We start from the raw sequence: 16,919 nt of genomic DNA, 5'->3' as shown, positions 1-16,919 counted from the left end.
TGCCAGCGATGAGGCCCTCAGAAACGCCTTAAACCATCGACAGATGCTGCTTGCGCGTCGGCGGCGCAAAGGCCCGGTCAATCGCCCGCAAGTCTTCACTGCTGAGCACCAGGTTGGCCGCCGCCGCATTCAGGCGCACATGCTCAAGGTCTACCGCCTTGGGAATGGCGATCACGTCGTCCTGGCGAATCACCCAGGCCAGGCTCACCTGCGCCGGCGTCGCGCCATGGCGCTCGGCAATCTCGGCCAGGGTCGGGTGCTTGAGCAAGCGCCCGGCCTGGGCCAGCGGGCAGTAGGCCATGGTCGGCAGCTGGCGCTTGTGGCTCCAGGGCAGCAAATCGTATTCGATGCCGCGCTGGGACGGGTTGTACAGCACCTGGTTGACGGCGCAATCGCGGCTCACCTGATACAGCTCGCGCAGGTCGTCGACATCGAAGTTGGATACACCCCAACGGCCGATCTTGCCCTCGGCACGCAAGCGCTCGAAGGCTTCGACGGTTTCGGCCAGCGGGTACTGGCCGCGCCAGTGCAGCAGGTACAGGTCGATATGCTCGGTGCCAAGGCGTTGCAAGCTACGTTCGCAAGCTGCCGGAATGCCTTTGAGGCTGGCGTTGTGCGGGTACACCTTGCTGACCAGAAACACCTGGTCGCGACGCCCGGCAATGGCCTTGCCGACAACCTTTTCCGCGCCACCTTCGGCGTACATCTCGGCGGTATCGATCAGGCTCAGGCCCAGTTCGATGCCGTGCTGCAAGGCGGCGACTTCGGCGTGCTGCCGGCCCGGGTCTTCGCCCATGTACCAGGTACCCTGGCCAATCCTGGAAAGCCTGGAGGATGGCGTTTGCAATCGTGCGTGGAGGTCCTTTCTATCAGTCATCAGCAATTGAGTCCGTAGTTCTTGAAAATGGTGCGGGCAACGGCCAGAAAAGGTTCATTTGGCGCCAGGTGGCTTCTGGCATCTTCGAGCAATTGCCGGGCGTGCTCCTTGAGATCTTGCTTGAGCGCCGGATTGTCAGCCTGGCGCATCATCTCAATGGCTTTGAGCGCTCGTTCCAGTGCCGCCTTGACGCGTTTTTCCTTGAGCTGCCGTTGTTCGACGAGGTCGCGACGCAGTAATCCGTACACTTCGATGGAGACCTGCCCCTTCGGGCTGGGCACCAGGTTGGCATCTATCTGGATTGTTCTGGGGCGGACCAGGCCCTTGGCAAGAAACTCCAGGTGCTGCTCGGGGTCATCCACGCAAGGATTGAGCAGCAGCTCTATTTCATTTTTTTGCGCGGCGTGGTCGCGCCAGCGCAACATCTCATTGACCACAGGGAACAGATTGGCTTTGCCAGACATGCCCGTGCTGTCATCGGCGAAGGTCTTGCCGCGTTTACGGTTGCAATCGATGCACGACGGTAGCAGGTTGTCCCAGTCGGCGGCGAGCCAGTAGTAGCCGGGCTTGCTCATCTTGCCATTGATCACCACTGCGCCTTTGGGGCGAAAGTGCTCGATGTCTTCCGGTCCACCGGCGGCGTAATTGAATTCGCAGTAAGCACATTTCTTGTGGAACAGCACGCGCAGGGCTTCGACGATTTCCGGGTCTTTGTAGACGCTGAACTCGAAGGGCGGCGGCGGGGTTCCAGGCGTGGCATTGACGATATGCGCGATCGCGCGCTGGGTCTCGTCCTGGCCGGCTGACTGCGCCCCATCGAGCACGCTCGGAGCGGCGCCGCGTTGTACCCTGATCATGATTCAGGCCCTTTCCCGTCGTGCGCCACAGGCTGGGCGGGCTCAAGCTGGATTTCCGCCCACAGGCTCTTGAGTTCGATGAGCGCGTCATGCTCATCCTCCGCCGGCAGCTCGCGGGCGCTAGCCATGCGCTCGGCCAGGAACCTGTCGGCCGCTTCATAAACCATGTGTTCCCGTGGCGTCAGGCCCATCTTGTTATTGCCGCGCAACTGCTCGCTGACGGCCTGCAGGCGATCCTGCTGGCCAGGGCTGCGTTGCTCCATGGCCAGCAGGCGGTAGTACTCCTCGAACAGGCGGTCGATCTCCACGTCCTCGGTCGAATGCAGGCCGAAGTACTCTGAAGCCAGCAGTTGATCGACGCGCATGAAGCGCGGGGAGGGCAGTTCAGTGTTCTTTGTGGTCATGGCCGTGACCGGGCCGTCGAGCGTGCGGGTCAGTACGGCGATTTCACTGCTGTCCAGTCCCCTGAGGGTGAGGGGTTCATGGCTGGTGGCAATGAACTGGACCCGCGGAAATACCTCGCGCAGGCGCTGCACAATGCGCATTCGCCAGCGCGGATGCAAATGGGCGTCGACTTCGTCGATCAGCACAATGCCTTCAGCCGAGGACATATCCTGCCAGCCCAGGCGCATGATGCTCATGATGTCCATGGCCAACGCCAGCACGGCCTGGTAGCCACTGCTGACGGCGGTCAGGGTATCTTGCCCGGAGGGGCTCTTGACGATGATCTGATGGTTGCGGCGAACCAGTTCGACGCCGTCGGCGCTGGGCAGCAACGACGCCAGTGAGCGGGCGAAGCGATTGAATTCTGCCGAACTGGCGGTGTTGAGCCAGGGTACTCCGTTGTCGAGGAAACGTGTCGGGTCGAACAGGTTTTCCACTTTGCTTCGGGCAGCAGCAGACGGGTCGGTTGGCTGTGGTTTACCCATCAAACGCGTCGCGCCATAAGCCAGTACCATGACTTTGGGCTCCGCTGGCTTGATGCTGATTTTATTGCCACGCCGGGTCAGGGTCATGACGATAGGTTCCGACATGCCGGACAGCTCGACCCTGACTTCGCCGCGGGCCGCGCCTTTTTGCAGCAGGTCGGTGGCCTGTACGCCCAACCGTTCGACACCGCTCTGGCCAATCAGCGCGCACGCCAGTGCCTGGAGCAAGGTGCTCTTGCCCGTGCCGTTCTCACCGAGCAGCATGTACCAGGAGCCGACCTTGCCATCGCTGAACGAGGGCTCGAGTTGCAGGTGGTCAACCGCGCGGACATGCCTGAACTCCACGCGCTCGATGTACTGGGACATCCGATACAGTTGTTCTGGCGGCTGCGATTGCTCGATCGAGAATGACTCCAGCTCCTTGGTTCTTTGTGTCAGGTTTCTGGAGGCATCGCGCAGCGTCTTGCTGTTACTTGCGCTGCTTGAGGCACCCAGCGCGGTGTTGAAGCTGAGGAAGTCAGCCATGCGCTTATGGCTGCTGGGGAACTGCGCGACCACTTTCTCCGCCCAGGCCCGTACAAACTGGCGGCGCATGGCGCAGAACGGGCTCTGCGGCCTGACCATTTGAGCCAGGTACTCCAGGCTCTTTTTGTCGGGGCGCCTGTTCTTCATCAGCGCTTGCAGATGTTCGAGGTTGCGCAGGTCATCCGACCTGGCCTTGATCAGGTTGCTGCGGTTAAGCCCCAGCACATCGATGGTGGCCTGACCGCGTTCGGTTTCGCTGGTGATCTTGCCATCGCTGAGGAACAGGAACACCCCATCAAGGTCATCTTCAGCGGGATCGAGCAGCAGGTTCTGTTCCTGGCGCAGGGCTTCACCGATTGCACCGACTCTGGCCCGTGGCCCTTGCACCGGGAAGCGCGGCCCTTTGAGTGCGTTGCATTCAGCGCAACTGGGCAGGTAGTTGCTCCACTCGAACGCCAACCACCAATAGTGGTCATCGGACACGCCGCCACTGAAGTCAGTGCTGCCGTAGCGCGGCCTGAACAGCTCGATTTCCGGGCGGCTGACCAACTGCTCGCAATACGCGCACTTGTTGACCTGGCGCTCGCTCCAGAGCAGACGAATATCCGGGTGCAGGCGTGCGGCGATGCGTTGGAAGCCAAAGCGCGCCTGAGCCCTTTTCGCCGCAGGCTGTTGGTAGAACGCCTCGGCATCACTGCGTAGCCTGGTAAACGCCGCTGAAGAAAACACCTCTGGCATTGGCCCGCGTTCGATCCTGATCATCGGGTTAGGCTCCAGTGAGGAGGGTATTACTGCTGTGCACAATCACCTGACTATAGCTGCTGGAACGGCGGTGATGGCGATGAAGCATCATTGGCCTATAGTCGAGGCGTCAGCACAGGAGATTTTGCACATGGCGCGGCAACTCGTGATATGCCTGGATGGGACTAACAACCGCTTCAGCCAGCAACCGACGCACATTCTGCGCCTTGTGCGGGCGCTCAACCCTGACCCGCAGCAAGTCCTGTCTTACTATGACCAGGGCGTCGGTACGTTCGGCCTCAAGGAAACCCTGTTCGAATGGCAGAAGCTTCCGGCGCGGATCTTTGGCCTGGCCTTCGGCTGGGGGCTCAAACGCAATGTCGAGGGTGCGTACCGTTTTCTCGCCGAGCAATACCAGCCGGGCGACCAGGTGTTCGTGTTCGGCTTCTCGCGAGGTGCTTACGCGGCCAGGGCGCTTGCCGCACTGGTGCATGGGTTGGGGCTGGTAGCGGCCCATCAGACCCATCTTTTCGATTATGCCTGGTCCATGCTCCTGGCCCGTGACAAGGACAAGAACAACGAGCCTGATTTTGCCTTGCAGCGCCAGTTCAAGGAAACGTTCGGCCGCGACCTCGACATCACCTTTCTTGGCCTGTTCGACACGGTGAAATCCCTGGGCTGGATTTATGACCCGGTCAGTATTCCCTATACCGCCAGTAACCCGAGTGTGCTGAAGGTGCGCCATGCCGTGTCGCTCGATGAGCGGCGTTGTTTCTTTCGCCAGCACTTGTGGCGGGCCAAGCCGACGGACTCGACCGATGTCAAAGAGGTGTTTTTTCGTGGCGTGCACTGTGATGTCGGTGGTGGCTATGCGGTTGCCGAATCACCGCTGGCCCTGGTGGCCTTGCGCTGGATGTTTGCCCAGGCCGGTGCGGCAGGTTTGGCACTGGACGCCCAGGCTTGTCAGGCACAATTGAACCCGTTGGCCGGCGTGGCACCGGATCCTCTGGCAAATTCCCATGACTCGATGAACCATGCCTGGCGGGTCGCCGAATGGGTGCCGCGGCTGGTATGGAGCAAAGGCAGGCGCAAGCTGGTCATTGGCGCCATGCCGCCGTTTCGCCAGCCTTACCCCAGAGTATTGCCAAATGCCCTGCTGGTGCATGAATCGGTTGATGCGCGAATCAAGGCCGGCGGTTACGCGTCGGCAAGCATTATCAACGGTGTCACCCAGGTGACGTATGTCGCCGATCTGCCTTGAGTGAGCGTGCTCACCCTGGCGGATTGCCGGCGGTGCACTCCAGCAGAACGTCCAGCAGCGCCTGGGCCGCTGCCGAGAGTTTATGGTCGGCCAGCAGGGTCACGCCAATACGCCGTTCTATACTCGGCTCCACCAGCGGCACGCAACGCGCGCCCAGCTCCTGCATCTGGCCGATGCACAGCGCCGGCACGGCACTGACGCCCAGGCCATTGGCAACCATGCGGCCGATGGTCGACAACTGATGGCTTTCAAAGGCCACCGCCAGCTTGCCGTGTTCGGCGGCCAGGTGCTGCTCCAGCAGCAGGCGCACTGCCGAGGGGCGTTGCAGGGCGATGAAGTCTTCTGCCAGCAGTTCGCGCCAGCTCACCTGCGGCTGTTGCGCCAGCGGTGAATCGGCCGGCACCACGGCGACGAAGCGGTCCAGGTACAGCGGCCTGAAACACAGTGGCTCGCTGGCTTCGGGTTCGAAGCCGATGCCCAGTTCGACGCGCCGGTGGCGGACCAGTTCCAGCACCTGTTCGTTGATGACGTCGTGCACAGTGACGTTGACCCGCGGGTAGCGCTGGCGAAACACCTTCAGCGCCGCCGGCAGCAGGTTACCGGCAAAGGCCGGCATGGCGGCGATCGATACTCGCCCAAGCTGCAGGGTAAAGCGCTGGCGCAGCAGTTCTTCGGTGTTGTCCCAGTCGGCCAGCAGTTGCCGGGCCAGCGGCAGCAGCACTTCGCCCTCCGGGGTCAGGCTGACGCTGCGGGTGGTGCGGCTGAGCAGGGCGCCGCCGAGGTTGTCCTCCAGGGCCTTGATGGTCAGGCTCAGGGCCGGCTGCGACAGGTGCAGTTGTTCGCCCGCCTGGGCAAAGCTCTGGTACTTGGCGACGGTGACGAAGGCGCGCAGCTGTTTGACGTTCATTTGGCTAGACTATTCTTTTGAAAAATTAATCAATCGATCATAAAAACAAAATTAACAAATAAGTGCTCAGGGGTGAAGATGGTTCAAACGCTCGCCGACACCCCTGTCGGATCAACAACTACAAAAGGCGGATCAGCATGGCCGGACTGGACAAGCGCGTAGCAACCTATGAACAGGCCCTTGAAGGCCTGACCGACAACATGACGGTACTGGCCGGTGGTTTCGGCCTGTGCGGCATCCCGGAAAACCTCATCGCCGAAATCAAGCGCCGTGGCGTCAGGGGCCTGACCGTGGTGTCCAACAACTGCGGCGTCGACGGCTTTGGCCTGGGCGTGCTGCTCGAAGACCACCAGATCCGCAAGATGGTCGCCTCCTACGTGGGCGAGAACGCCGAATTCGAGCGTCAGTTGCTCAGCGGCGAGCTGGAAGTGGAGCTCACCCCGCAAGGCACCCTGGCCGAGAAGATGCGCGCCGGCGGCGCCGGTATCCCGGCCTTCTTCACCGCCACCGGCTACGGCACCCCGGTAGCCGAGGGCAAGGAAGTGCGCGAGTTCAACGGCCGCAAGTACATCCTCGAAGAAGCCATCACCGGCGACTTCGCCATCGTCAAGGGCTGGAAGGCCGACCACTACGGCAACGTGGTGTACCGCAACACCGCGCAGAACTTCAACCCGCTGGCCGCCACTGCCGGCAAGATCACCGTGGTCGAGGTCGAAGAGATCGTCGAGCCGGGCGTGCTGCTGCCGAGCGAAATCCATACCCCGGGCATCTATGTCGACCGGGTCATCGTCGGCACGTTCGAGAAGCGTATCGAAAAACGCACCGTCAAAGCCTGACCTGACCCCAGAACAACAAAGAGATCCTGACCATGGCACTTACCCGCGAACAAATGGCCCAACGTGTAGCCCGCGAACTCAAGGACGGCTACTACGTCAACCTCGGCATCGGCATCCCGACCCTGGTGGCCAACTACGTCCCGGCCGATATGGACGTGATGCTGCAATCGGAAAACGGCCTGCTGGGCATGGGCGAATTCCCCACCGAAGGGCAACTGGACGCCGACATGATCAACGCCGGCAAACAGACCGTCACCGCCCGTACCGGTGCCTCGATCTTCAACTCGGCCGAATCCTTCGCCATGATCCGCGGCGGTCATGTCGACCTCACCGTGCTGGGCGCCTTTGAAGTGGACGTGGAAGGCAACATCGCCTCCTGGATGATCCCCGGCAAGCTGGTCAAGGGCATGGGCGGGGCGATGGACCTGGTGGCCGGTGCCGAGAACATCATCGTCACCATGACCCACGCCTCCAAGGACGGCGAGTCCAAGCTGCTGCCGCGTTGCAGCCTGCCGCTGACCGGCGCCGGTTGTATCCGCAAGGTGCTGACCGACCTGGCCTATCTGGAAATCGAGAACGGCGCGTTCATCCTGCGCGAGACTGCGCCGGGGGTGACGGTTGAAGAGATCATCGAGAAGACCGCTGGCAAGCTGATTGTGGCGGATGATGTTAAAGAAATGACCTTCTGATCTGAGTTTTTCGTAGTTCTTGCTGGCCTCATCGCTGGCAAGCCAGCTCCCACAGAGTGGACCTTGTGGGAGCTGGCTTGCCAGCGATGGGGCCTTGTGCCGTTCCGATAAAACCAATAAAAGGAAAATCCCGTGGCCGCTGATATTCAAGACAGCCGCTCCGCCCGTTTCGCCCTGCGTTGCTCGAACTGGGCCGAACGCTGGTTCCCCGATTCCTGGGTGTTCGCTGCCCTGGCCGTGGTGCTGGTATCGGTTGCCGCCCTGGCCATGGGCGGCAAACCCGCCGACACCGCCAAGGCCTTCGGTGACGGCTTCTGGAGCCTGATCCCGTTCACCATGCAGATGGCCTTCGTGGTTATTGGCGGTTATGTGGTGGCCAGCTCGCCACCCGCGGTCAAGCTCATCGACCGCCTGGCGCGAATCCCCAGCAATGGCCGCTCGGCGGTATGCTGGGTAGCGCTGATCTCGATGGTCGCCTCGTTGCTCAACTGGGGTCTGTCGCTGGTGTTCGGTGGTCTGCTGGTCCGCGCCCTGGCGCGCCGCACCGACCTGAAGATGGACTACCGTGCCGCCGGTGCCGCCGCCTATCTGGGCCTGGGCGCCGTTTGGGCCCTGGGCCTGTCATCCTCGGCCGCGCAACTGCAGGCCAACCCGGCCAGCCTGCCGCCGTCGATCCTGGCAATCACCGGGGTGATCCCGTTCACCGAGACCATTTTCCTCTGGCAGTCGGGGGTGATGCTCGCCGCGCTGGTGGTGGTTTCGCTGGTCGTGGCCTACGCCACCGCGCCCGGCCCGAATAGCGCCCGCAGCGCCGAAGCCTGCGGCGTCGACCCGAGCTTCTCGGCACCGCCGACGCCCCAGCGGACCCGCCCGGGCGAGTGGCTGGAGTACAGCCCGATCCTGATCCTGTTGCTGGTGGCGCTGGCGGCCGGCTGGCTGTACAACGAGTTCTCGACCAAGCCTGCGATCACCGCGATTTCCGGGCTGAACACCTACAACCTGCTGTTCATCATGGCCGGGGCCTTGCTGCACTGGCGACCGCGCAGCTTCCTCGATGCGGTGGCCCGTGCGGTGCCGACCACCACCGGGGTGCTGATCCAGTTTCCGCTGTACGGTTCGATCGCGGCGATCCTGACCCAGGTCCAGGGCGCCGATGCGCAGAGCCTGGCGCACCATATCTCGACCTTCTTCGTGCAGATCGCCACCCACGACACCTATGCCTTGCTGATGGGCGTGTACTCGGCGGTGCTGGGTTTCTTCATCCCCTCGGGTGGCGGCAAGTGGATCATCGAAGCGCCCTACGTGATGCTGGTGGCCAATGACCTGCGGTATCACCTGGGCTGGGCGGTGCAGATCTACAACGCCGCCGAAGCGCTGCCGAACCTGATCAACCCGTTCTACATGCTGCCGCTGCTGGGCGTGCTGGGGCTCAAGGCGCGCGACCTGATCGGCTTCTCGTTCGTGCAGTTGCTGGTGCACGTGCCGCTGGTGCTGTTTCTGCTGTGGATCCTCGGCACCACCTTGCAGTACACACCGCCGGTGATGCCAACACCTGCGGGCTGATTGAAACACTGCAAGGCCCGCTCCCACAGTCTGTGTCCAAACACAGATCAGCTTGGGATCATTGCAAAGCCGACGCCAAAGCGGTTCCAGGCGTTGATGGTGGCGATGGCCAGGGTCAGGTTGACCACTTCGGCTTCGCTGAAGTGCTCGAGCAGGGTGCGGTACTGGTGCTCGGGGGCGCGCTGGTCGGGCAGGCGGGTCAGGCTTTCGACCCAGGCCAACGCTGCACGCTCGCGCGGGGTGAAGAATTCGGTCTCGCCCCAGACACTCAAGGTCTGCAGGCGCGCTTCGCTTTCGCCACTCTTGCGTGCATCGTTGGCGTGCAAGTTGACGCAATAAGCGCAACCGTTGATCTGCGAGGCACGCAGGCGTACCAGTTCCAGCAGCGAGTTCTCCAGCCCGGATTTGCCCAGGGCCATTTCCAGGCCGATCATGGCCTTGTAGGCCTCAGGTGAGTGTTTGGCCCATTCGATACGGTTGCTCATGTGTGCTCTCCATCAAGGTCTGCGGTAGGCGGCAATAGCGCTACCTTACCGCCAGGCCGGGCGAGCCCGAATAGCCAATTTTGTTCTTTGTCAGGAGGCCAATCAACCCATGGCCTGGAGGGTGTCGCGCAGCCGGTCTAGGGCCGGGTCGATGTCCAGCAGTTCGATGGCGCCAAAGCCCAGCAGCAGGCCCTGGCGCACCGGCACCCGGGCATGGAAGGGGGCCAATGAATAGAGGCCGACCTCGACCTTGCGCGCCATGCTGATCAGGAACTCGACGTCCAGGTTACCCCGGGCCAGGGCGCTCATGTGGTAACCGGCAGTGGCCGGCACGACCTCGAACCACGGCGCCAGGTCACCCTGCAGGCGCGCCAGGATCCGTTCGCGGCGCGCGGCGTAGACCTCGTGCACGCGGCGGATGTGCTTAAGCAGCGAGCCTTCGCCGATGAACTGCGCCAGGGCCCACTGGTTGAGGGTCGGGGTATGCCAGTCGGTCAGTTGCTTGGCAATGCAGATCGCTTCGCGCAGCGCTTCGGGGACGATGCAGTAACCCAGGCGCAGCTCCGGCAACAGGGTTTTGGAGAAGGTCCCGACATAGGCCACCAGGCCGTTGCGGTCGAGGCTTTGCAACGAGTCGGTGGGCCGGCCTTCGTAGCGGAATTCGCTGTCGTAGTCGTCCTCGATGATGATCGCGCCCAACTGCGCGGCGCGCGCGAGCAGGGCCTGCCGGCGCGCCGGGCTCATCGGCATGCCCAGCGGAAACTGGTGTGACGGGGTCACGTAGATCAGCCGCGCGCCTGCGGCGATCTGCTCCACACACATGCCTTCAGCGTCGACCGGCACGCACTGCAGTTCGGCGCCCTGGGCCAGGAACAACTGGCGCGCCGGGGTGTAGCCCGGGTCTTCCATTGCCACCTGGCAACCGGGTTCTATCAGCACCCGGGCGATCAGGTCCAGGGCTTGCTGGGCACCGTTGCACACCAGCACATCATTGCTGCTGCAGCGTACGCCGCGGGCGAAGGCGATATGCCGGGCAATCGCCTCGCGCAACTCCGGCAGGCCCTGATGGGCGCTGTAGCGGGCGCTGCTGTGGCGGATCTGGCGCAGGGCGTACTGGTTGCAGCGGCGCCAGTCATCGAAGGGGAACTGCACCTTGCTTGAGGCGCCGCCGATGAAATCGTAGCGCAAGGTCGGCAGTTTGAGGTCCGCCAGCGGGTTGGCGCGGGCCCGCCATTTGGCCAGGGTCGCGGCGCTGGCCAGGGGGATGGCCGCCGTCGGTGCCGGGGTACGGGTCGGGGAAGGGCTGATGAAGGTGCCTTTGCCGACCTGGCCGCTGAGCAGGTTGTCGTAGGTCAGGCGCGAATAGGCTTCGGCCACGGTCTTGCGCGACACCCCCAGTTGTTCGGCCAGCAGGCGGCTGGGTGGCAGTTGCGTGCCGGCGGCCAGGCGGCCGCTGTCGATGCCGTCGCGCAGCTGTTGGTAAAGCTGCTCGGCCAGGCCCTTGCGGCCTTGCAGGCTGATGTGGAGTTCCATGATGAAGGTGCGTCCGCAGGCGTTGTCTGCCGTTCAGGTTACCTGATTCGGCGCCGTTGATCCCCTGGCGCAACGCCAACGCCTGCGGCCGGCAACACCGCCTGCAGTACCTGAACCTGGCCCAGGCCTGCACCGCCCGCGGTTAGTCCCAGGCCGGCGCCAGGCGCTCGGGGCTGGTCAGGCGCAGGCCGCTGTCGAGGGTGGCGATTCTGCCCATGTCTTCATTGCTCAGCTTGAGTTCACGGGCCTTGAGGTTGCTGGCCAGGTTCTCGCGCCGGGTCGAGGACGGGATCACCGCATAGCCCAGTTGCATGGCCCAGGCCAGAGTCACCTGTGCCGGGGTGGCGGCGTGTTGCGCGGCAATCTGCTGGATGACCGGATCCTCCAGGACCTTGCCGTAGCCCAGGGTCATGTACGAGGTCACGGCAACGCCTTGACTGTGCATGAAGTCCACCAGTTTGCGGTTCTGCAGGTACGGGTGCAGCTCGATCTGGTTGGTGGCGATGGCGTCTTTGCCGACCACCTCGATGGCCTGGCGCAGCAGGTCGATGGTGAAGTTGGACACGCCGATCTGCCGGGTCAGGCCCTGCTTTTGAGCTTCGGCCAGGGCGCCCATGAATTCGCTGACGGGCACTGCGCCCTTGGGCGATGGCCAGTGGATCAGGGTCAGGTCCAGGTAGTCGCTGCGCAGCTTGCTCAGGCTGTCCTTGAGGCTGGGGATCAGCTTGTCGGCGGCCAGGTTGTCCGTCCAGATCTTGCTGGTGACAAACAGCTCGTCACGGTCGATGCCGCTGGCGGCCACGGCCACGGCCTGGCCGACTTCGGCTTCGTTACCGTAGATCTGCGCGGTGTCGATGGCGCGGTAACCGAGTTCCAGGGCGGTGGCCACCGAATCGATCACCACCTGGTCCTTGAGGCGGAAGGTGCCGAGGCCGAGGGCGGGAATAGTCATTAGCGGGTTCCTCCAGTGCGGACGTTGATAAACACGGCGTGCAGTATTGCGACTGTGCGGGCGCAGAAAAATGCCCGTGACGGCACAACCTTTTTGCTTGCAGCGCACGAATGCCCCCGGCAGTGGTAGCCTTGCAGGGTCAGTCGCAACGGATTCGCCCATGGCCCAGCACAAGCTCAGCATTCGTCAACGCAACGTTGACAACATCCTTCTGGCGGCCGAAAAGGTCTTTGCCGAAAAAGGCTTCGCCGGCACGGCCATGGCCGACATCGCCGAGGCCGCGGAGCTGCCGCGCAGCAATGTGCACTATTACTTCAGCACCAAGGCCGAGCTGTACCAGGCGGTGCTGTTCGGCCTGCTCGATGTGTGGAAGCAGGATGCCTTGTGCTTCGAGCTGTATGACGATCCGCGCATTGTTTTGAGCAGCTACATCCGGGCCAAGATGAACCATTCGCGTACCCGGCCGCATGGCTCCAAGGTCTGGGCCAACGAAATCATCCATGGCGCACCGAACCTTGGCGCGGCGCTGGATGATCCGCTGTATGACTGGGCGAAGATGAAAGAGGCAAAGATCCGCCAGTGGATCGAGGACGGGCGGATTCTGCCGGTAGAGCCATCGGGCTTGCTGTACATGATCTGGGCTTCGACCCAGCACTATGCCGACTTCAGCCACCAGGTGGGGCTGCTCAATGATCACCAGCCATTGTCGGAGCTGCAGTTCGAGCGGGCGGTGCAGACGGTGACCAGTGTGATCCTCAGGGGTATCGGGTTGGAGCCCTGATCAAAAGCATCGCTGGCAAGCCAGCTCCCACAGGTACTGTGGATGCTGATCTTGTGGGAGCTGGCTTGCCAGCGATAGGGCCCTGACCGTCAGAAGCTGAACTCCAGCTCCTCATACAGTACTCCCGGCTCCAACCCGTCGGTACTGTGCAACTCACTCTCCTTGCCCAGCGCCTCCAGCAACGGCCGCCGCGGCACTTCGGTGCCCGCCCCGGGGTTGCCATGCTTGCCGGGCATGGTCGACAACACACTGGTCAAGCGCTGCGCCGTACCGGCCTTGCCGCGCTTGCGAAAGCCGCCCCACAGGCTTTTCGGCGTGGCATTGAGGCTGCCATGGTGACCGACCTTGTACAGGTCGACATCCGCCAGAAGCTCGCGAATTTCTGGGTGACTTAACGCGTAACTCCAGTTCTCGATCTGCGCATCGCCCGGGAACAGCAGTTTCTTGCCCGCCACCTCGAACAGCAGGATCAGGCTGGTGTTGTTCATTTGCTTGTCCAGCGCGGTGACGATCTGCAGCAACTGCTCGCCACGGGCTTCGCGCACCCGCCGGGCGATCCAGCGGGTGCTCATGGGCAGTTTGCTGCCCCGGGTCGCCGGGTAGTCGGCAAAAGGCCCCGGATCGTCGTTCGGCGAGTTGACCTGGGCATCGAGCAACTGCCGGTGCAGGTGCCAGAACTCGGCCGGGTCACGGCTGCGCTGCTTGCGAATCGAGGCGCTCTGCTCGACGGTGGGCGGGCCGAGGATATGCGTGCGCACGCCGGGCAACAGCTCGGCCAGGGCATCAGCGCTGCCGAAGAAGGCAAAGGCGTTGCGTTTGCCCATGCTCGCCAGGTTCTTCACGGCGCTGGCATTGGAGATGTTGTCTTCGCCGATAAAGCCCAGCCGACTGGCCAGGTCTTCGGACAGCCCGTGCCTGCCCTGGTCGAGCAGCGTGACCACGGCGCTGGCCAGGGCATTCATGCTCTTGAGGGTCTGGGCCATGCTGCGTGCGCCGCGCAGGCCGGGCTGCTCGGGTGCGCTGGCGTCTTCAGCCAGCTCCAGCTGTTCGGTCCAGGGCTGCAGCACCAGTTCCGGCGCGAGGGTACGAATCACATCACCGCTGGCAGTACCGGCGCGGTTGGTGGCAAAGCCGCTGATGTGGTCGGCATGCCGGTGGGTCGCGACCACCGCATCGAGCTTGCCCGCGCACTTGGCCTTGATGTCTTCGGCAATGGCCAGCAGGCGCTGGCCCTGGGCGACGCCCTTGGGCATGCCCATGGAACCGAAGTCGATCAGTACATGGCGGCGCACCTCGCCGGGGTAGTTGAAACGCAGCAGGAAGCAGTCGCCAAAACCGACCTGGTAGGCATAGAGGGTCAGGCTGGTCGGGCTCATGCTTGCTCCTCGCGTAGCGGGCCCACCTGCCAGGCGCGTTGGCGGTGCAGTTGGGCCAAGGGGTTGCGCAGGTCCAGCTCGCTGCTGTCCAGGCCGGCCAGGTAGCTCAAGCGGCGCAGCTGCCACTGGCCGTCATTGAGCGGCCGCTGGACGTGGTACTTGATGCGCCCGTACTGATCGAAAATCAGCGTGCCGGCGCCGTAGACGGTGAGGGCGTCGGTGGTCTTGATCCAGGCCGGGCGCGGGCTGATGTTGCACACGCTCTTGAGCTCGGCGCCAAAAATGTTGGCCTTCATGATGTATTCGCACACGCTCTCGCGCAGCAGCAGGCCGTCGGTGCCCAGGCGGATGCTCGGGCGTACCGACACCACCTCGGTGTAGGCACGCTCGTCGATGCCCAGCACCGCACGGTTCTCCCAGAGAAAGCGGAATACCTCTTCGTCGTCGCGCAGCATCGAATCGAAATGGCTGTTGCGATATTGCACCTGGCCGTTGTCGGCAAAGCCGTGCCAGCAGCCGTCAGCATCGGTGCGCGCTGCTGGCGGGACGATGCCGAAGGCCTCGAAAGTGGTGCGGATGATCAGCCGGTAGTCGTAGCGCGAATCGTCCGGCGCCACCTGGGCATCGACGGTGAGCAGGGCGGCCAGGTAGTCGCCGAATTCCAGGTCCAGCGGCGGGCAGTAGTCCAGGGCGCGGATGGCGATGGTCAGCAACTGGTCGGCGGCCTTGGCGCCTTCCTCGACCACTTCGCGCAGGTTGTACAGGTTGTCGCCAAAATTGCCCAGCTCGCCCAGGCGCGCCACCCACAGGGCGAGCATGCTGCGCAGCATGGCGGCGGCGAAGATTTCGCCGCGGTTGTGGGCTTCGGCAAACTGCTCGTCCCTCAGGTAGTCGGCCGAGGGCGGCAGCATCACCGAGCGGCGCAGGGCATTGGCGCGCAGGCCTTCGAGCTGCTGGCCGAACTCTTCGCCGATACCGAACAGCAGCGATTCGGCGAGGTTCTGCTGGCTCAGCTGGTCGCCATTGAGCAGTCGGCGGTCGCCCTGCACGGTCAGCTCGATGCGCCCGCCATTGGTCAGGGCGAACTCGATGATTTCACGCAGGGAGAACACCGACAGCAGCGCCACGACATCGGCAAAACCTTCATGGAAGGCCGCCTGATCGGGCCCGGAAGCGTTCATGAAACCGCCGCGCAAGCCGTCGAGAATCGCGTGGGTGGCCTCGTGGGCGACGATGTCGTGGGACAGGCAGGTGAACACGTGCTGGCCGTCCAGGCCCTTGAAATAGCCGAACATCAAGGCCCGGTCAGCCCGCGAGTAAAAGGCGTTGGCTTCGACGAAGGCGTGCGGTACCACGTGCAACTGATGGCCGTCGAAGCCCCAGCCAACCCGGCGCCCCAGGGCCATCTCGAAGCGCGCCAGGGTGCGCATGACCACCGCGTACACGTGCTGGCAATGGAATGCCGGATTGCCCAGCAGCGCCTCGCCAGGCGGATCGAAAGGGTCGATCATGCAGCCGCTGGCGGCATCCTGCTGATAGGCGTGGGCGTGGTACAGCTGGTTGCGCGAGGCATCGAAGTCGACCACCTTCAGGCGGTAGCCGGTGGGGCCCAGGCCAAGGGTTTCCAGCGGCACGCTGACCCGGGCGAACAGCAACTCGCCGTGGGCATTACGCACCGCCGGGTCCTGGGCGAGGATGGTGAAGGTCTGGCTGTTGGCTTTCACGACCATGGGCAATGCTCCTGCGCACCAGGTTCAAATCGGCGGAACTGCTATCAGGGGAGCTTCAACGGCTCGTATTCCAAGGGTGTTTCATTGCCCTGGCGGTCGATCCGGTAATGCTTGCCATCGCGTTGGACGATGGCCTTGCCGTCACGAAAAAAACCGGGTCTGTCATAGATATAAGGCAGCACCACCTTGCCATTAAGGTCGATAAAGCCCCATTTACCTTCTTTTGCCGCGCTCAGCAGATTGTCGTTGATCAGCCGTCCGCCCCAGGTATTGTAGGCGAAGCCGTCGTATTCGAAAGGCAGCACCACTTTGCCGGATGTGTTCATCAGGCCGCTTTTTTTGCTGGCGCTGTCGTTCAGCAGCACATAGCCCTTCTCGGTAATGGGCCGCGAGCTGAAGCGCAGGGGTATCACCTGCTCGCCCTTGCGGTTGATCATGCCGAACAGGTTGCCTTTGGCGACTACCGTCAGGCCGTCCTTGGCTTCGTCGAAACCCTCTACCCAGTCATAGTCGAACGGCACCACGGTGCGGCCCCGGGTATCGATGTAGCCACACTCGGAATACGTCAGGCAGACACCTGCCAGGCCATCGCTGAACGGCCCGGGGCGCTTGTAGAGGGTCGGGATGACCAACTGCCCCTTGCGGTCCATGTAGCCCCATTTGTTGTTGATGCGAACGGCTGCCATGCCTTCGTGGTAAACCGGTTGCAGCTCGATGGACGGCGCAACGATGACCTTGCCGCTGGGGTCTTTAAGGCCATACAGGCCATTTTCCTTAAAACTGACCGGGTCGGCGGGGGTGGCGCTGCAGGCTGCCAGGGCAGCACCCAGGCACAATGACGGGAGGGAGCGAAACAAAGCCTTCAATTCAGTGCATT

General features: G+C 63.0%; 15 protein-coding genes. 5 read left to right on the top strand and 10 right to left on the bottom strand.

The annotated features are described in order from the left end of the window. Window positions 1–28: 28 nt before the first annotated feature. The 3 genes from CCOS864_RS16025 to CCOS864_RS16015 are packed head-to-tail and all read right to left on the bottom strand — an operon-like array spanning window position 29 to window position 3,950. Complete coding sequence (locus CCOS864_RS16025) at window positions 29–877, bottom strand: aldo/keto reductase (protein ID WP_115087247.1); 849 nt, start codon at window positions 875–877, stop codon at window positions 29–31. After that, window positions 877–1,701: an HNH endonuclease family protein gene (locus tag CCOS864_RS16020; RefSeq protein ID WP_148708545.1), complete on the bottom strand. Its 825-nt coding sequence runs from the start codon at window positions 1,699–1,701 to the stop codon at window positions 877–879. The genes CCOS864_RS16025 and CCOS864_RS16020 overlap by 1 nt, the downstream gene beginning before the upstream one ends. Before the next feature lie 29 nt (window positions 1,702–1,730). Continuing rightward, complete coding sequence (locus tag CCOS864_RS16015; RefSeq protein WP_115087245.1) at window positions 1,731–3,950, bottom strand: AAA family ATPase; 2,220 nt, start codon at window positions 3,948–3,950, stop codon at window positions 1,731–1,733. 34 nt (window positions 3,951–3,984) lie between these two features. Between CCOS864_RS16015 and CCOS864_RS16010 the strand changes: the two genes are divergently transcribed. Then, window positions 3,985–5,190, top strand: a complete 1,206-nt coding sequence (locus tag CCOS864_RS16010; RefSeq protein WP_244211929.1) for a phospholipase effector Tle1 domain-containing protein — start codon at window positions 3,985–3,987, stop codon at window positions 5,188–5,190. A 10-nt stretch (window positions 5,191–5,200) separates the two neighbouring features. On the opposite strand, the gene CCOS864_RS16005 is transcribed toward CCOS864_RS16010, so the two are convergent. Next, on the bottom strand, window positions 5,201–6,097 hold the full coding sequence (locus tag CCOS864_RS16005; RefSeq protein WP_115087243.1) for a LysR family transcriptional regulator: 897 nt from the start codon (window positions 6,095–6,097) through the stop codon (window positions 5,201–5,203). A 137-nt stretch (window positions 6,098–6,234) separates the two neighbouring features. On the opposite strand from CCOS864_RS16005, the gene CCOS864_RS16000 reads away from it, so the two are divergent. The 3 genes from CCOS864_RS16000 (at window position 6,235) to CCOS864_RS15990 (ending at window position 9,185) form a co-directional block, all read left to right on the top strand. After that, window positions 6,235–6,933: a CoA transferase subunit A gene (locus CCOS864_RS16000; RefSeq protein ID WP_115087242.1), complete on the top strand. Its 699-nt coding sequence runs from the start codon at window positions 6,235–6,237 to the stop codon at window positions 6,931–6,933. Window positions 6,934–6,965: 32 nt separating this feature from the next. After that, complete coding sequence (locus tag CCOS864_RS15995) at window positions 6,966–7,622, top strand: CoA transferase subunit B (protein ID WP_115087241.1); 657 nt, start codon at window positions 6,966–6,968, stop codon at window positions 7,620–7,622. A 132-nt stretch (window positions 7,623–7,754) separates the two neighbouring features. Then, the gene (locus tag CCOS864_RS15990) at window positions 7,755–9,185 is read left to right on the top strand and encodes a short-chain fatty acid transporter (RefSeq protein WP_115087240.1); all 1,431 of its coding nucleotides are present in this window, start codon (window positions 7,755–7,757) and stop codon (window positions 9,183–9,185) included. A gap of 47 nt (window positions 9,186–9,232) precedes the next feature. Here CCOS864_RS15990 and CCOS864_RS15985 read toward each other — a convergent pair whose 3' ends face one another. From CCOS864_RS15985 to dkgB, 3 genes are all read right to left on the bottom strand, one after another. Further along, a complete protein-coding gene (locus tag CCOS864_RS15985; protein WP_115087239.1) occupies window positions 9,233–9,670 on the bottom strand; it encodes a carboxymuconolactone decarboxylase family protein in 438 nt (145 codons plus the stop codon). A 102-nt stretch (window positions 9,671–9,772) separates the two neighbouring features. Then, a complete protein-coding gene (gene pdxR / locus CCOS864_RS15980; protein WP_115087238.1) occupies window positions 9,773–11,203 on the bottom strand; it encodes a MocR-like pyridoxine biosynthesis transcription factor PdxR in 1,431 nt (476 codons plus the stop codon). A gap of 142 nt (window positions 11,204–11,345) precedes the next feature. Beyond that, window positions 11,346–12,155: a 2,5-didehydrogluconate reductase DkgB gene (dkgB, locus tag CCOS864_RS15975; protein ID WP_115087237.1), complete on the bottom strand. Its 810-nt coding sequence runs from the start codon at window positions 12,153–12,155 to the stop codon at window positions 11,346–11,348. 160 nt (window positions 12,156–12,315) lie between these two features. On the opposite strand from dkgB, the gene CCOS864_RS15970 reads away from it, so the two are divergent. Next, window positions 12,316–12,936 carry a TetR/AcrR family transcriptional regulator gene (locus CCOS864_RS15970; protein WP_115087236.1) on the top strand — a complete coding sequence of 207 codons (621 nt, stop codon included), beginning with the start codon at window positions 12,316–12,318 and terminating at the stop codon, window positions 12,934–12,936. 89 nt (window positions 12,937–13,025) lie between these two features. On the opposite strand, the gene CCOS864_RS15965 is transcribed toward CCOS864_RS15970, so the two are convergent. The 3 genes from CCOS864_RS15965 to CCOS864_RS15955 are packed head-to-tail and all read right to left on the bottom strand — an operon-like array spanning window position 13,026 to window position 16,908. Continuing rightward, window positions 13,026–14,312, bottom strand: a complete 1,287-nt coding sequence (locus CCOS864_RS15965; protein ID WP_115087235.1) for a ComEC/Rec2 family competence protein — start codon at window positions 14,310–14,312, stop codon at window positions 13,026–13,028. Next, the gene (locus CCOS864_RS15960) at window positions 14,309–16,042 is read right to left on the bottom strand and encodes a gluzincin family metallopeptidase (protein ID WP_115087234.1); all 1,734 of its coding nucleotides are present in this window, start codon (window positions 16,040–16,042) and stop codon (window positions 14,309–14,311) included. Before CCOS864_RS15960 ends, CCOS864_RS15965 begins: the two co-directional genes overlap by 4 nt. Before the next feature lie 44 nt (window positions 16,043–16,086). Continuing rightward, on the bottom strand, window positions 16,087–16,908 hold the full coding sequence (locus CCOS864_RS15955; protein WP_166675702.1) for a WG repeat-containing protein: 822 nt from the start codon (window positions 16,906–16,908) through the stop codon (window positions 16,087–16,089). Window positions 16,909–16,919: the final 11 nt, after the last annotated feature.

The organism is Pseudomonas wadenswilerensis, assembly GCF_900497695.1.
GTDB classification, from domain to species: domain Bacteria; phylum Pseudomonadota; class Gammaproteobacteria; order Pseudomonadales; family Pseudomonadaceae; genus Aquipseudomonas; species Aquipseudomonas wadenswilerensis.
The sequence above is the reverse complement of the archived record's forward strand: the minus strand, read 5'-3'. Positions and strand labels throughout refer to the sequence as shown.

Excerpts from the sequence above, each read along its gene's own strand:
- dkgB (WP_115087237.1), bottom strand. The coding sequence starts at position 12,155 with ATGACTATTCCCGCCCTCGGCCTCGGCACCTTCCGCCTCAAGGACCAG.
- CCOS864_RS15995 (WP_115087241.1), top strand. The coding sequence starts at position 6,966 with ATGGCACTTACCCGCGAACAAATGGCCCAACGTGTAGCCCGCGAACTC.
- pdxR (WP_115087238.1), bottom strand. The coding sequence starts at position 11,203 with ATGGAACTCCACATCAGCCTGCAAGGCCGCAAGGGCCTGGCCGAGCAG.
- CCOS864_RS15960 (WP_115087234.1), bottom strand. The coding sequence starts at position 16,042 with ATGGTCGTGAAAGCCAACAGCCAGACCTTCACCATCCTCGCCCAGGAC.
- CCOS864_RS16005 (WP_115087243.1), bottom strand. The coding sequence starts at position 6,097 with ATGAACGTCAAACAGCTGCGCGCCTTCGTCACCGTCGCCAAGTACCAG.
- CCOS864_RS15965 (WP_115087235.1), bottom strand. The coding sequence starts at position 14,312 with ATGAGCCCGACCAGCCTGACCCTCTATGCCTACCAGGTCGGTTTTGGC.
- CCOS864_RS15970 (WP_115087236.1), top strand. The coding sequence starts at position 12,316 with ATGGCCCAGCACAAGCTCAGCATTCGTCAACGCAACGTTGACAACATC.
- CCOS864_RS16025 (WP_115087247.1), bottom strand. The coding sequence starts at position 877 with ATGACTGATAGAAAGGACCTCCACGCACGATTGCAAACGCCATCCTCC.
- CCOS864_RS16000 (WP_115087242.1), top strand. The coding sequence starts at position 6,235 with ATGGCCGGACTGGACAAGCGCGTAGCAACCTATGAACAGGCCCTTGAA.
- CCOS864_RS15985 (WP_115087239.1), bottom strand. The coding sequence starts at position 9,670 with ATGAGCAACCGTATCGAATGGGCCAAACACTCACCTGAGGCCTACAAG.
- CCOS864_RS16015 (WP_115087245.1), bottom strand. The coding sequence starts at position 3,950 with ATGATCAGGATCGAACGCGGGCCAATGCCAGAGGTGTTTTCTTCAGCG.